Raw genomic sequence first — 14,767 nt, forward strand, 5'->3', positions numbered from 1 at the left:
ATGACGTGCTGGAGTGGGTCCGCTAGCGGTTCAGATACTCCTCCAGCACGTCGTGCGCGAAGCAACTTCACGCACGACGACGAAACGCCGCCTTGGCTCAACGCATGAGCCAGGGCGCAATCGCCGGCAGCAACACCGGCACCACAAATGCCGTGAATACCCCGTTCAGGCCCATGCCTAGTCCCGCGAACGCCCCCATCTCTTCGCTCACCTGAAAGGCGCGCGCAGTGCCGATCCCATGCGAGGCCACGCCGAGCGCAAAGCCGCGCACTTCGGGTTCTGTCACGCGCAGCAGGTTCAGGATCGAGCGAGCGAAGACCGCGCCGAACACACCGGTCGTAATCACCAGCACGGCAGTCAGCGACGGAATACCGCCGATCTCTGCCGCCACGGCCATCGCGATTGGCGTCGTCACCGATTTAGGCGCGAGCGACGCGATGGTCTGATGCGAGGCGCCGAACAACGCCGCTACGCCCACTGCCGACGCAATCGCCGTCAACGAACCCGCCACCAGACCGCCGATCAAGGGCCACGCCGCGCGCCTCAGCTTCGGCCATTGCCGGTAAAGCGGCAGCGCCAGCGCGACCGTTGCCGGCCCGAGCAGGAAATGGACGAACTGCGCTCCTTCGAAGTAGGTCGCGTAGGGTGTGCCGGTGATTTCGAGCAGCATCACGAGCAATGCCACCGCGATCAGCACCGGATTGACGAGCGGGTTGAAGCGCGACTTCGCATACAGGGCCTGGGCAATCAGATAGGCGAGCAGCGTGATGGTCAGCCCGAGCAGCGGACTCGCGGCGAGATAGACCCAGATGGCGCCGAGTTTGGGAATCGCGCTCATTGCGCACGCTCCTGCGCAGCCGGTTCGTTGCGCTGCCGCCGCAGCAACGCGCGAGTGACGAGCGCAGTGACGGCAATCGCCAGGGTCGTGCTGACGACGAGCGAGACCACCACGGCCAGCGCATCGCCGCGGACCTTGCCGGCCGACACCATGATGCCGACACCTGCCGGGATGAACAGCAGCGAAAGATGACGCAGCAGTTCCAGCGCGGTCGGCTCGATCGCGTCTGCGATTTGCGGGCGCAGCATGAGAAAGCCGAATAGCAACAGCATGCCGATCACCGGCCCCGGCACCGGCAGCTTGAACAGATACGAGACGCCTTCACCGAGGCATTGGAACACCAGCAAGGTCGCAAGGGCGCGGAGCATGAGCACAGTCCGGTAGGGCGTCGGCATCCAGCCGGCGCGAGGTTTGCAAGGCTACCAGTATCCAGGATTGCGTGTCGTGAAGAGAAACGGTAAGGGTAATTGTCTGACGAACCATAAAGTTTTCGGCAAAACGGCCGTAGTCCATCCTGTGGGGCGTTCGCTTAAATTTTAATCAAGTTGCGGACCTGGCCGAGGGGGCTTGGGCGCAGCACGCCTGACCGGAGCTTCTCGCTAACCGCCGGCAGGTCGCCCAATGGAGATTTGCCCAAATGCTTAACAAGCTGTCAATCCGCACCTGCCTGACCTTGATGGTCGCCTTCTTCGGCGTCGTACTGCTAATCGGGGCGGCGGCGGGTCTGCTGTCGTTGCGTGCCAGTAACGACTCGCTGCAGCAGATGTACACGGTCGATACGCCAGCCGTTGCCGATCTCGAGGGAAGCGCCGGCCAGTTGCTGCGGCTGCGCCTTGCGCTGGCTACCTACGCCTCGCTCTCCGACCTGAACGATCAGGATGGCGCGTCGGCGGTCCTGCAGCGCTTCGACCAGTATCTGAAGATCTCAAACGACCGCCTTGCTCACTATGTCAGCCGCGCCGGTTCGGGTGACGAAGAGCAACGTCTCATCAAGGACATGCAGGACAAGCGCGACATCTTCCTGCACGAGGGCGTCGAACCGGCGATGGCCGCGCTCAAGTCGGGCGACAAGACGTCTTTCCAGCAACTGCAGGCGCACAAACTGCCCTCGCTCTACAACGCCTATGAAAAGGCGATGCTCACGCTGGAGCAACTGCAACTGAACCACGGCGCGCAGCGCTATCAGGATGCGCAGGACCGCTTCTTTGCTATCAGCGTTGCGGTTGCGGTGGGCATGGTGCTGGCGCTGGTGTTTTCGTGGCTTGCGCGAGTCGTGCTGGTGCGGGCGATCGTGCACCCGGTGGATGCGACCATCGGGCAGTTTCAGCGGATTGCCGAGGGCGACCTGACGGGCCGCATCGAAGTCATCAGCGACAACGAAATGGGCAAGCTCGCAGCAGCCCTGCGCAAGATGCAGGATTCGCTGATCTCGACGGTCAATATCGTTCGTCAGGGTACCGAATCGATCGATACCGGTGTCAGCGAAATCGCTGCCGGCAACACCGACCTGTCGCAGCGTACGGAAGAGCAGGCGGCGTCGCTCGAAGAGACCGCGGCGAGCATCGAGGAGCTGACCTCCACCGTCAAACAGACCGCCGAGAATGCCAAGCAGGCGAGCTCGCTGGCGCAGGGCGCTTCGACGCTGGCGGCGCAGGGCGGCGAGTTGACCCAGCAGGTGGTGGGCACCATGAATCACATGGTGGACGATTCGCGCCGGATCGCCGATATCGTCGGAGTGATCGAAGGCATTGCATTCCAGACCAATATCCTCGCGCTCAATGCAGCGGTCGAAGCGGCGCGCGCGGGCGAGCAAGGCCGCGGCTTCGCGGTGGTGGCGAGCGAAGTGCGCTCGCTCGCGCAGCGCAGCGCCGGTGCTGCCAAAGAGATCAAGACGATGATCGACGACTCGACCGCGCGCGTGCAGACGGGGGCGCAACTGGTCGAGCGTTCGGGTACGACGATGACGGAAATCGTCGGCGCGATTGCTCGCGTGAGCGCGATCATGGGCGAGATTGCCGCTGCGGCGACGGAGCAGAGCACCGGCATCGATCAGGTCAATCTCGCCGTCGCACAGATGGATGAAGTCACGCAGCAGAACGCGGCGCTGGTGGAGCAGGCTGCGGCGGCTGCCAGTTCGCTGGAAGATCAGGCGCGCCGTTTGACGTCTGCGGTCGCGGTGTTCCGTACTGGATCGGGCTCCGGCGCTGCGTCCGTGCGGTCACCGGCAACGGGCCGCGCGCACACGGGCGTCGGCCGCACCGAGCCGGTCGCGGCGTAGAGCGGTCGCTGCTGCCCGTCGACTGAAAGACCGGTAGCGGCGTAGCGTGTGATGAGCGGCGCAACTGTGCCGCTGACTGCGCGCGGCCGCCGGGATGTCAAGGCTGCGCTGCATAGTACTTCGCCAGCCCGTCGATTTCCTCCGGCGTCAGATGCCGCGCGACGTTGCGCATCTGTTCGTTGATGTCGTTATGCCGTTCTCCGCTCGCAAAGCGCTGCATTTGCGCGGCCAGATAGATCGACGATTGTCCACCTAGCCATGGCGCAGCGCCTTTGCGGTCGAGTTGCCCGTGGCACGCTGCGCACGGTGCGATATTGCGGATCGGGTCGCCTTGCATGGCGAGCCTGACCGCGCTGGCATCCTGAGCAGTGTCGGTAGCGCCGGGTTCTGCCGGTGCGGCACGCTGCAGCGAGGCGTAATAGGCCGCCAGATCGTGCAGATCCTGATCGCTGCGATTGTGGATGATCGGCTGCATGATCGCGTTGGCGCGCAGTCCGTTCTGATAGTCGCGCAACTCCTTGTAGATCACATCGGCGTATTGGCCGGCCAACGCAGGAGCCGTCACCTGTACGGTGCCGAGCACGCCGTGGCACATCGAGCAGTTCTGCGTGGCGAGCGTCGCACCGCGTCCAATCGAAACCGCATCTGGATTGGCATAGCGCACCGGCGGCAACACCACCACGTCGCTTGGCGCGGGCCCCGCGATGTTCGCTCCGCCACCGTACCAGCTCGACGGTGCGCCTGCCGCGCTGCAGATGGTCGCCCACAAGCCGTGTCCGGTGAAATCGCTGTTGGCTGACGGCAGCCAGATAAAGCCGATCAGGATCGAAATCACTGCAAGCACGAGCGTTCCGCCTACGCTCGTCACGAACCATGGATTGCGCAAGCTGAAGACGCGTTCGTGATTCATCGCTGCGCTCCGACGACGACCGCCGGCACGGAAGTCTGTTGCAGCCGCAGTAACTGGAAGACCGGCACGCTGTAGTTGACGATTGTCAGCGCGATCATCAACGAAACCCATAGGCCGAAGCTGTTCAGTGCGGCGGGCACGTGATCGACCGGATGAATGGCGAGGCTAAAGCGAAATTCCTTGGGCTGTGTGAGGGGTCCGAACTGCGATTTCGCAAGGATGTAGATGAACAGCACGCCGGAGATCACCAGTACGAAACCGCCGATCGCCGACATCGCCACCCACACCGCCTGCTGCTCGAGACCTGGCGCGTTGTAGTCGTAGTAGGCCATGCGTCGCGGCGCGCCGAGCAGGCCGACGTAGTGCCACGGCAGCGTCACGACCATCATGCCGATGAACCACAGCCATAGTTGGGCACGCACGAGACTCAATGAGCACAGTGCGCGTCCGGTGAGCTGCGGCCACAACTCGTAAGCAATCGCGAAGTACATGATGACGATGGCGCCGCCGAAGATCAGATGGAAGTGACCGGTGACCCATTGCGTGTTGTGGATCGTCGAATTCAACTGGTAGCTCATGTTGATGAGGCCACCCGCACCGCCTAGCCCCAGCATGACGAACGAGAACGCGAGCACCAGCATCATTGGATTGCGCCACGGCAGCGCGGTCAGCCAGCCGAACGCGCCCTTGCCGCCGCGCAGGCGGCCGGCGATCTCAACCGACGCGCAGATCGTGAACACGGTGAGCAAGGTCGGTACAGACACCATCCCGGTGAACACCGCGTGCAGGAATTTGAAGCCTGCACCGACCTGCGGATCGGCGAACAGATGGTGAATGCCGATCGGCATCGCGAAGATCAGGAACAGGATGAACGAGACGCGCGCCATCGAATCGCTGTAGAGCCGTCCGCCGATCGCGCCAGGCACCATCGTGTAGTACGCGATATAGGCGGGGATCAGCCAGAAGTAGACGATCGCATGCAGCGTCCACGAGAACAGGACGCGGGAGAGACCGGCGTCGATGGTGGTCTTCCAGCCGAATGCGACCGGCAGAATCTGCAGCAGGATTTCAAGCGCGGCGCCGATCGCTGTCCATGCCCACAGATACGCGCCTGCCACGTTCGCGAACATCGCCAGCGGCACCGGCTTGACGGGATTGGCGCGCTTCCAGACGCGCAGGTTCACATGCATCAGCGCGACCCAGATCCATGAGCCCACCACCACCAGCACCACGCCGATGTAATAGAGCGGACTGCCTATCATGGGTGGGTAGAAGGTGAACAGCACCGACGCCTGCCCCAGCGACACCGGCACCATGGCGACCACTGCTCCCACCGCCAGCACAAAGAACGCGGCCCACGCCCATTTGAGTCCTACCAGCGGCTGGCGCAATGCGAGCTCGACGATCGCATAACCGAAACCCATCGCTACGAGAGTCGGCAATACATACGCCATCACCGTGCCGTGCGCGGTGACCGAGCGGTAGTACAACTCAGGGTTGCCGACCCACGGCAGCAGCGGACTCCTGACCAGCATCTGCCACGAGCCGAGAAAGAGCGCGATCAGAAACGCGATGAAGGCGAGCCAGAAGTGCGCGAGAACGAGTCGCTTAGCGAGAAACACAGCTCAGCCTCCTTGATTGCTTTGCCCGTGCGAAGAAGGTGTCCTTGTCGATCACCTTCACGTGCGCCCACATCGTTTGATGGCCGAAGCCGCAGAATTCGTGGCACGGCATCAGATGATCGCCTGGGTGTGCGAAGCTGGTTTCCAGCGTCGAGATGTAGCCCGGCACGACCATCGTGTTGATGTTCGTGTCCGTGACGAGCAGGCCGTGCACGACATCCGCGCTGGTGGTGCGGAAGGTGACCGGTGTACCGGCCGGCACCAGCAGGCACTGCGGCGTAAATGAGTACTGCTGGGCAATGAAGCGCACCACGACCGAGCCGTCGGCTTCGACTGCGGAGCCGAGATTGTCGTCGACGAATTCGCCGCTTAACTGCAGGCGCGTCGGGTCCACGGTCTCGACGCGCGAGGGCGGCATCATGGCCCAATGCAGGCCGGAAAACACGATGATCACCAGCATCAACAGGATCAGCGCCGACGCGAAAATCGCCCAGCGCCGCTCGGCGCGCAGGGCGACGGCATGGGCGCCACCTGGATGGTCAGGAGAAGGAGTGGGCGTCGCCATGATCAGTGAACGACTCCACGCGGCAGGAAGACGAAGAGATAGAAGCCGACCCAGATCGCCATCACGATCAGCGTGGCGACCCCGGCCACGGCGATCGCGCCGTGCGGTCCGGCCGCCACCACGCGTTCGATTTCTTCATCGGAGGGTGGCGCTGCGCTCGGATTCTCGTTGACGTCCATCTGAAGGATCTCCTTCGGGCAACGTTTGTTTAGATCAGTTCATGCGCTCGCGCGGCGGGTGTGCCTCGCGGCTCAATGCAGTGGTGCCTTGCGCAGTTCGTTGACCTCGCGCTCCGTCACGGGCGAGCCATGATTGCCCCACGCAGTGCGAATGTAGGTGACGACAGCGGCGGCGTCCGTATCGCTCAACTCCTGGCCGAACGGCGGCATGCCGTACGGCTCGGGATTGCGTTGCGTGCCTGGCGGAAAGCCGCCGTTCAGCACGATGCGAATCGGGTTGACGGCCGAATTCATTTCAATCGACTGGTTGCTCGCGAGCGGCGGGTAATGTTGCAGCTGGCCCTCGCCGTTGTGGCCGTGACAGAGCGCGCACTTATCCATGTAGATCTGGCCGCCGAGTTCGAACGTTTTGGTGTTGGTGTGCGCCGGTGGCCCGGATTTGCGACCACGGTCGTTATCGGGCAACGTCTTCAGATACGCCGCCATCGCCCTGATGTCGTCGTCGGTCATGTACTGCAGGCTGTGATAGGTCACCTCGGCCATCGGACCATAGACCGCGCCGCGATCGGAGATGCCGGCCTGCAGCAGATCGACGATGTCCTTCACGCTCCAGTCGCCGAGACCGCCGTCCTTGTCGGACGTGAGCGACGGTGCGTACCAGTTCTGCACGGGAATCAGGCCACCGGCAAACTGGTCGCGCTGAGACGAACCGCCGAGCAGGTTGATCTTCGTGTGGCACAGCGTGCAATGGCCGAGTCCTTCGACCAGATACGCGCCGCGGTTCCATTCCACCGAGTGGGTCGGATCCGGCTTGTACTCGCCTTCGCGAAAATACAGCGTGCGCCAGCCGAGCAGCAGCTTGCGCTGGTTGAAGGGGAATTTCAGCGACTGCGGATGGCTTGGCTCACGCACCGGCGGAACCGATTGCAGATAGGCGAAGATCGCATCGGAGTCCTCACGCGTGACCTTGGTGTATTGCGCGATCGGCATGGCGGGGTAGAGCAGCTTGCCGTCCGGTGTGATGCCCGTGCGCATCATGTGGAAGAACGCGTCCGGACTCCATGCGCCGATGCCGTACTGCGCGTCGGGGCTGATGTTCGGTGAGTAGAGCGTGCCGAACGGCGTTTCCATCGCGAGTCCGCCGCCGAACATCTTGCCGCGCGGCGCGGTATGGCAGGCGATGCAATCGCCGGCGCGCGCGAGGTACTCGCCACGTTTGACGATGTCGGGGCGGGTATCGGCGCCTGTGTTGGCGGCGATTGCTGCGGTTGCTGGCGTGGCGCTCGTTGCGGTAGTACTTGTGGCAGCGGACGCGTTGCGCATCAACGACGAATGCGGGGCGCTCAGTGCGAAGACAACGGCGATGGCGCCGACGACGGCGAGACGCGCAGACGCTCGGCGACTCGTCCCTGGAACCCGTGCGATATGTGCGGAGATCGGCTTCATTGCGGCTGACTCCCGCAGGCCAACGGCAGCGTGCCGTCGCTCGATGAGGCCGGCCGTGGATCGTCTGGCCTCGGCTGACGGGCAAGCCAACTCGACACCGCGGTGATGTCCTTGTCGGTCAGCTTGACGGCGATCGCGTGCATGCAATCGGGCGCGACCGCATGGCGCGTACCGGAGCGCCAGGTCCCCATCTGTCCGGCGATATAGCTCGCGTGCAGACCGAGCAGTCCCGGGATGCCGGGTTGCGCGCCAGTCAGCCTCGCGCCGTGGCAGGCCGCGCATGCTGGCAGTTTGCGGGCCGGGTCGCCGTGCGTGACTAGCCGCTCGCCGTACTGCAGTACCGCAGGCGAGATGTTGCCGGTGTCGGCATTCGGGTAGGGCGGCTGCAGGTTGGCGAAGTACTCGCTGATCTTGTGCAGGTAGTCGTCGGGCAGGAAGGCGATCAGATAACCCATTGGCGGATAGGTCCGCCCGCCGTCGCGAAACGCGATCAACTGATTGAACAGATAGTCGGCAGGCTTGCCTGCGATGCGCGGGAAGTAGTCGTTGTCGCGCCCCTGTCCCTGCACACCGTGGCAGGAGGTGCAGGCGCGCACCCGCTGGTCCATTGCCGATGGCATGGGGGCGTCCGCGTCAGTGGCGGCGAGCGTCGTACAGGCCCACGTGGTGAAAGCCACAAACAGAATCGACGATTCGATAGTTCTTCGATGCACGCCAAGCCTCGGGGGACGTGTTGTTGACGTCTGGTTTTCATGCATGCAACAAGCCGATGCATGACAGCCCTTCAAACCTGCTCTAGACCGCGACAGCGAAACTGTGAATCGGAACGAATTGAGGTGAGTTTATGCGGAGTGCGAAACAACGGGGCTGCGCATTTACTTTTTCGAAATCCCGTTTGATTACCTGTTGGATCGTCTGCAGCTACCGTCAGCGCTTGCGGACAGGTAACTCATATAAAAGCTGATTAATCATAGGCGGCATCCTTGGCGCTTTCAACGTCGCTTTTTCTGTTGCTGCGAGGCGACCCCAATGAGGCAGTGCGTGGGTCTGGTGCCTCAACTAAACAGCCGCACCAAAGCGGCGCGCGCGCTGCTGACGCGTTCGCTTTCTCCCGTACGTCCCGGCAGGAGGTGAAATTCGACCGCGGGGAGCGCCGGCAGGCCCACGCTCGGCGCACACGCGACAACCCCAGGGCCGATCGACGATTCGTTCAGACATCCAATCCCGAGTCCGGCTTTCAATGCCAGTTGCAGACCCGCGACGCCCGACGCCGAATGGGAGATCAGGTAGGCGACGTTGAGATCGTCGAGCAGTTTGACGACAAAGCGTTGCAACTGACACGTGGACGGTAGCAGTACCAGCGGGAACGGTTGGCTCACGCGCGGATCCGCATCGGCTGCGACGGCCCACAGCAGTTTCTCGCGCCGCACGACGACACCTTGCGGGCGGCCGCCGCCTGCCGCGCCGCGCCGGTTAGCCGGTGTCACGAGACGCAACGACAGGCCGATGTCGAATGTCGCGTCGTCTCCGGCGCGCTCGTCGATCACCGCGCTTGGCAATACGGTGACGTGCAGTTTCAACCGCGGATATTGCTCCGAGAACGTTTTCAGAATACGGGCGATGTCGTGCGGGCGGTAGTAGTCGGTGATGGCGATGCGCAGCTCGCCGTCGAGCGAGTGACCTTGCAGGTCGTCGAACGCAGCTTCGCTCATGGCGAGAATGCGGCGCGCATGATCGAGCAGCCGCGCGCCGGCCTGGGTCGCGGCGACGCCCTGCTTGCTGCGCACGAACAGCGGTTGGCCCACGCGCTCCTCCAGTTTCTTCAACTGCTCGCTCACCGACGACTGCGACAGGAACACCCGCTCTGAACCCGCCGACACGCTGCCGGCCTCAGCCACGGCGACGAAAGTTCGCAGTTGGCCCAAATCGAAACCACGCCAGTTCATGATTCGGATTCTCCGATGGAAGTGATCCGATTTTCCGGCTTTTCCGATGGTTCGTCCAGTCGTACGATGGCCGCAATTCTTCTTTGCGGGAGGCATCATGGGAAGCGGCTCCTTGGTTGCGGCACAGGCGTCCCGCGCACGCGGCGCAAATCACAGGTGGAAGGTGCTGGGGGTGGGCTTTGCCGCCAATGCGAGCTTTTCGGCCGCGTTTTCCGGGATCCCGACGACTGCGGTGTTTCTGCGCTCGGGCTACCACATCGGCAATAGCGGTTTGGGACTGGTACTCGGCATGCTTGGGCTTGGCATTGCGCTCAGCGAGCTGCCGTGGGGGCTCCTGACCGACCGTTGGGGTGACCGGAAGGTTCTGTTGCTCGGCCTGGGAGCGACGGCGGTCGCGCTGGCAGGCATGGCGTTGTTCGTCGTGCCAGGCGGCGCACACGTGCCGGGTCTCACGATGCTGGCGCCCAGCCTGCTGCTGGTCGGGTTGTTGGGCGGGAGTGTCAATGGTTCGAGTGGCCGTGCGGTGATGGCATGGTTCCGTGACGGCGAGCGCGGACTGGCCATGAGCATCCGGCAGACCGCCGTGCCCGCAGGCGGCGGTGTGGGCGCGTTGATGTTGCCGGCGCTCGCGGCGCACTTCGGTTTCGCCAGCGTGTACGGAGTGTTGGCGCTGTTGTGTGCGGTGACGGCAGCGTTCGCGTGGTACTGGCTGCATGAGCCATCGGTACATGAACATTCCGACAGTCGGCCTGGCGTTGCCGGGGCGGTGGTGTCGGACGCAGTGAGTACTTCGAGCGCAACTATGATCAGCCCGTTGCGCGATGCCCGTGTTTGGCGGGTCGCACTGGGCATTGGCACGCTGTGCATGCCGCAGATCGCGGTGGTCACGTTCGGCACAGTGTTTCTGCACGACTTCACGCACGTCGGCGTGTTGCTGATCAGCGCGACGATGGCGGCCCTGCAAGCCGGCGCCGCGATCGCGCGTGTCTGGAGCGGTGGCTGGACCGACCGGCGCGGCAACCGCCGAGCCTATATGCGCGCGTGCTGCCTGATAACGGCTGGGTTATTCGCGGTGCTGGCGCTCGCGACCGTGGTGGCCGGCGCGCATTTCGCGGCGTCGGCGGCGGTTCTCACCGTACTGATCCTGCTGGGTGGCGTGAGCGCTTCGGCCTGGCATGGCGTTGCCTTCACCGAACTCGCGACACTGGCCGGCACGCGTCGCGCCGGCACTGCGCTCGCAATGGGCAATACGTTTGCGTTTTCGACCTTGTTCCTGACACCGTTGGTCATTCCACTGCTGCTCTCTGTTGGTTCCTGGCCGCTGGTGTGGGCACTCGCCAGTGCGTGTGCGTTGATCGCGTTGCCAGTGTTCCCGCGTGCGGTGGTTGCCGGCGCTCGCGCCGCGACGTCTGCGCAGGTGCGGTGCGAGCCGTAAGCGGTTCAGGTTTGGGTTCAGATTCGGGTTTAACGCAAGAGGTTTCTTTACTCCTGTAGATAAAGTTTTGCATTCCTCGCTTTAGGAACTGCGGTCGAAATGTGAATTGATTCGGAAAGCTCCGATTCAAATCGTGTTCATCAGATGGTTTTATGGAGGCGCATTCCACACCGCTTCGACGCCGTGTGCCGAGTCGGACCGAGCCGACTCGAGCCAGGTCAGGGTCGCGCCTGACAGCGTTTTGTCGAAGCGAACGATGCGCATACACATACAACAATCGAGAGAACATCATGGTGAACATTCGTGTCATCCTGGCGGACGATCATCCGTTCGTTTTGCTTGGGGTCCGGTCCACAGTTTCTGCGCATCGCGACATCACGATCGTCGGGGAGGCGACGAGCCCGGCCAGCTTGATCGACCTGCTGCGCAACGTCCCTTGTGATGTGCTCGTCACCGATCTGAACATGCCCGAGTCCAGCGGCGCGATGGCGGACGGCTTGAGTCTCATCCAGCGCATTCGCCATGACTGGCCAGCGCTTGGCGTGGTGGTGCTGACCAACCTGACGAACGCGGCCATTCTTCGTTCGGCCGCATCCGATCATGCGGTGAGCATACTCAACAAAACCGAGCCGATGGATGAACTGGTGACGGCGATGCGCTCCGCCAGCACGGGTCGCCCGTACATCGGCCGGTCTATCCTCGAAGCGTTCAGCGAAGTTCGAATTGAATCGAACGCCGCGCCACGGACGCGTCATTTGTCGACGCGAGAGTCGGAAGTGATCGGAATGTTCGTACAAGGCAAGTCGGTATCTGAAATCGCTCTCGCGCTTGGACGCGATATTCGCTCCGTCCGCCGACAGAAACGCTTTGCCATGACGAAGCTCGGTGTCACCACTGATCCTGGTCTGTATGCGCTTGTCAAAGCCAAGGGTGGCGTCTGACGATTAAATCGGATTGCGAATTAAAACGGTTGTAGAAGCAACCATCGGTGAGCATTTCGGAGCAATCCGATGTTTGTGTCCTGGCAAATGTTTGATGCTCGCCTCTAGTCCAGTTGTTCCGTTAGAGAGCACTGGTAAACGAGAACTGGGGGAGCCAGACACCATGAACGCAAGCGTCGACATAAGCACACCCATTAGAGCCATCATCGCGGACGATCATCCGCTTGTCCTGCTGGCCGTCGAGAACCTGATGTCTGGCTTTCCCAACGTAGCGGTTGTCGGCAGGGCATCCGACACAGCTGAGCTGTTTAGCGAGGCCGATCGCCTGGAATGCGATCTCGCCGTGATGGACCTGTACATGCCGGGCAGCGTCGGAGGAGATGGCTTCGGCACCATCAGGCGGTTTCGCAAGCTCCACCCCAAGGTGGCGCTGGTGGTCCTGACCATGGAGACGGATGCGGATGCGCTGGAGCATGTGCTGTCGCTGGGTGTCGATGCAGTGATGAGCAAGCGCGACCGGGTCGATCTGATCCATGTGGCGATTGTCAGTGCGCTTGCTCACGAGCGTTATGTGGGGCCAGCGGTGCGCGCGCTGATCGCCGAAGCGACCGTGGAGCGGCGTCTGAACTTCGTGCGCGAACTCCTGTCGCCGCGGGAACTGGAGGTGCTCAAGCAATACGCATCGGGCATAGGCGTGACGGAAATCGCCACGCGTCTTGGCCGCAGCGTCAAGACGATCAGCGCGCAGAAATGTACCGCCATGCGCAAACTCGCGCTACGCACCGACTCCGAGTTATTCAAGTTCTCCGTCGAGTATGGTGTGCTGACAGACGATTTCCCGAAAAGCCGGCGCTGATCCGATACGGCGTCGCGCGCGCTGAGTCTGCGCGGCGGTAAGAAAAATACCTGGCCACTCCGGGGGATGCACTGCGTGCACGGAGCGTCAGATAACAACACAACAAAACGATGAATCCGACTACTCGAGTCATTGTGGCCGACGACCATTGCTGCGTGCGCGCCGGCGTGCGACATCTGCTGGAAAGTGTGCCCCACCTGTCGATCGTCGGCGAGGCTTCCGACGCGCAAACGCTGGCTGAACTGGTCGACACGTGCCCCTGTGATGTCGTGGTGTCCGACATCGGCATGCCGGATATCGACGGTCTCAACAACGCCACGCCGATTCTGCGGCGCATCTTGCGGTACGCGCCGCATCCGCGCGTCGTGGTGCTGACCATGATCTGCAATCCTCCCACGTTGGCCGGTCTGTTGAATCTGGGTGTATCGGCCATCGTCGACAAGCGCGATATCGTCGATGCGCTGACGGAAGCGATCGACGCCGCAGTCGCAGGACGTAACTTTCTATCAGCTAGCGTGAAAGCCGTCTTCAGCCAGGCGGGAGCTTTCCCACACCCGCGTGCCGGTATTCTGAGTGCGCGGGAATGGGAGGTCTTGCGACTCTATATAGAAGGCATGCCTATCAGCGAGATCGCGCTGCGGTTCGAGCGCAGCGGCAAGACCATTAGCACGCAAAAGCGCAGTGCGATGCGCAAGCTTGGGCTCGAGTCCGATACGGCCCTGATCCAATACGCACACCAGATTGGATTGACCTGAGGGCCTGTGAGAGAACTCCCCAGGCATTGTCGGGTAGTTCCGCTGATTTAGGAGTCGTCCGATTAGTAGATCTGCGTCGCTCTTCCATACTTTCGAGTGGCATGCGTCTCATGAGTGATTGCAATGACCTCTCACAAAAAGATGATTCGGCATGCAAATTTGATTAGAGAATCTGCATGGCCGCGGGCCGGCGCCAAGTGCGCTCTTTCGCACCGTGTAACTCGGAGAGCGGGAGGAGAAGTAATGACCCTGGTTAAACGGTTAATGGTCGAAGGTGCGGGCACAGCATGGCTGGTGTTCGTGGGATGCGGCAGCATCGTTCTGAATACAGCAGCGCCGCAACCGGGCTACGGTGTACTCCAGGTGGCACTCGCTTTCGGGCTCGCGCTCACTACCGCGACTTACGCACTCGAGCGCTTGTCCGGTGCCCACTTCAATCCTGTCGTCACGGTCGGCCTGGCTGTTGCCAATCGCTTCCCGATTCGCGATCTGGTGCCGTACATCGCCGCCCAGATCCTCGGCGCGATCGCTGGCGCCGCGCTGCTGGCGTACGTGGCGAGCGGGCGCCCGGGGTTCGAGCTGGCAGCAAGCGAGTTCGGCGCCAATGGCTTCGGTGATCATTCCCCGGCGGACTATCAGTTTCATTCGGCTCTGGTGATCGAGTCGGTGATGTCTTTCGCTCTGGTGATGACGAACCTGCTGATGTCGCGCAGAAACGTCTCGCGCTCCGTTTCGCCACTCGTCAAAGGCGCCTGCCTCGCGCTGATCTATCTGATTGCATTGCCTGTCACGAATGCGTCGGTCAATCCGGCTCGCTCCACGGGGCCGGCATTGTTCGTCGGCGACTGGGCGCTAGATCAACTCTGGCTGTTCTGGGCGGCGCCGCTGGCCGGGGGCATCGCCGCCGGCGTTCTGTACGCGCGCCTGTGGGGCAAGCCACGCGCAAGCCGGGGCGGCCAGAGCGGAGAGCAAGGTGAGGTCGCTTGATTCCCGCTC

Annotated in this window: 15 protein-coding genes; 6 read left to right on the plus strand and 9 right to left on the minus strand. The window is 62.6% G+C overall.

Annotated elements, in window-relative coordinates:
* Nucleotides 1–97 precede the first annotated feature (97 nt).
* Entirely contained in the window at nt 98–838 is a 741-nt protein-coding gene (locus P3T24_RS19305) for an LrgB family protein (RefSeq protein ID WP_074263330.1), read from the minus strand.
* Nucleotides 835–1,206: a CidA/LrgA family protein gene (locus P3T24_RS19310; protein WP_074265923.1), complete on the minus strand. Its 372-nt coding sequence runs from the start codon at nt 1,204–1,206 to the stop codon at nt 835–837. The genes P3T24_RS19305 and P3T24_RS19310 overlap by 4 nt, the downstream gene beginning before the upstream one ends.
* A gap of 269 nt (nt 1,207–1,475) precedes the next feature.
* On the opposite strand from P3T24_RS19310, the gene P3T24_RS19315 reads away from it, so the two are divergent.
* Nucleotides 1,476–3,116, plus strand: coding sequence for a methyl-accepting chemotaxis protein (locus tag P3T24_RS19315; protein WP_074263331.1), 1,641 nt, complete (start codon nt 1,476–1,478; stop codon nt 3,114–3,116).
* 97 nt (nt 3,117–3,213) lie between these two features.
* Here the strand turns inward: P3T24_RS19315 and P3T24_RS19320 are convergent, their stop codons facing one another.
* The 7 genes from P3T24_RS19320 to P3T24_RS19350 all read right to left on the minus strand — a co-directional run bounded on the left by P3T24_RS19320 (nt 3,214) and on the right by P3T24_RS19350 (nt 9,784).
* Entirely contained in the window at nt 3,214–4,026 is an 813-nt protein-coding gene (locus P3T24_RS19320; RefSeq protein ID WP_429436884.1) for a c-type cytochrome, read from the minus strand.
* On the minus strand, nt 4,023–5,648 hold the full coding sequence (locus P3T24_RS19325; RefSeq protein ID WP_429436886.1) for a b(o/a)3-type cytochrome-c oxidase subunit 1: 1,626 nt from the start codon (nt 5,646–5,648) through the stop codon (nt 4,023–4,025). Before P3T24_RS19325 ends, P3T24_RS19320 begins: the two co-directional genes overlap by 4 nt.
* Nucleotides 5,635–6,213 (minus strand): cytochrome C oxidase subunit II, encoded by a 579-nt coding sequence (locus P3T24_RS19330; protein ID WP_429436889.1) that lies wholly within the window; start codon nt 6,211–6,213, stop codon nt 5,635–5,637. The genes P3T24_RS19325 and P3T24_RS19330 overlap by 14 nt, the downstream gene beginning before the upstream one ends.
* A 2-nt stretch (nt 6,214–6,215) precedes the next feature.
* Nucleotides 6,216–6,392 carry a hypothetical protein gene (locus P3T24_RS19335; RefSeq protein WP_429436892.1) on the minus strand — a complete coding sequence of 59 codons (177 nt, stop codon included), beginning with the start codon at nt 6,390–6,392 and terminating at the stop codon, nt 6,216–6,218.
* 72 nt (nt 6,393–6,464) lie between these two features.
* The gene (locus P3T24_RS19340) at nt 6,465–7,838 is read right to left on the minus strand and encodes a c-type cytochrome (RefSeq protein ID WP_429436894.1); all 1,374 of its coding nucleotides are present in this window, start codon (nt 7,836–7,838) and stop codon (nt 6,465–6,467) included.
* Complete coding sequence (locus P3T24_RS19345) at nt 7,835–8,551, minus strand: c-type cytochrome (RefSeq protein ID WP_429436896.1); 717 nt, start codon at nt 8,549–8,551, stop codon at nt 7,835–7,837. The genes P3T24_RS19340 and P3T24_RS19345 overlap by 4 nt, the downstream gene beginning before the upstream one ends.
* 342 nt (nt 8,552–8,893) lie before the next feature.
* Nucleotides 8,894–9,784 carry a LysR family transcriptional regulator gene (locus P3T24_RS19350; protein WP_429436898.1) on the minus strand — a complete coding sequence of 297 codons (891 nt, stop codon included), beginning with the start codon at nt 9,782–9,784 and terminating at the stop codon, nt 8,894–8,896.
* A 97-nt stretch (nt 9,785–9,881) separates the two neighbouring features.
* Here P3T24_RS19350 and P3T24_RS19355 point away from each other — a divergent pair, with 97 nt between their 5' ends.
* The 5 genes from P3T24_RS19355 (at nt 9,882) to aqpZ (ending at nt 14,758) form a co-directional block, all read left to right on the plus strand.
* Nucleotides 9,882–11,219, plus strand: coding sequence for an MFS transporter (locus P3T24_RS19355; RefSeq protein WP_429436901.1), 1,338 nt, complete (start codon nt 9,882–9,884; stop codon nt 11,217–11,219).
* Between the two features lie 290 nt (nt 11,220–11,509).
* Nucleotides 11,510–12,160, plus strand: a complete 651-nt coding sequence (locus P3T24_RS19360) for a response regulator (RefSeq protein WP_429436903.1) — start codon at nt 11,510–11,512, stop codon at nt 12,158–12,160.
* Between the two features lie 163 nt (nt 12,161–12,323).
* On the plus strand, nt 12,324–13,016 hold the full coding sequence (locus tag P3T24_RS19365; RefSeq protein WP_429436905.1) for a response regulator: 693 nt from the start codon (nt 12,324–12,326) through the stop codon (nt 13,014–13,016).
* A gap of 110 nt (nt 13,017–13,126) precedes the next feature.
* Entirely contained in the window at nt 13,127–13,771 is a 645-nt protein-coding gene (locus tag P3T24_RS19370) for a response regulator transcription factor (RefSeq protein ID WP_074263341.1), read from the plus strand.
* A gap of 243 nt (nt 13,772–14,014) precedes the next feature.
* Nucleotides 14,015–14,758 carry an aquaporin Z gene (aqpZ, locus tag P3T24_RS19375; protein WP_429436908.1) on the plus strand — a complete coding sequence of 248 codons (744 nt, stop codon included), beginning with the start codon at nt 14,015–14,017 and terminating at the stop codon, nt 14,756–14,758.
* Nucleotides 14,759–14,767 lie beyond the last annotated feature (9 nt).

The organism is Paraburkholderia sp. GAS33 (genome assembly GCF_050436645.1).
GTDB lineage: Bacteria > Pseudomonadota > Gammaproteobacteria > Burkholderiales > Burkholderiaceae > Paraburkholderia > Paraburkholderia phenazinium_B.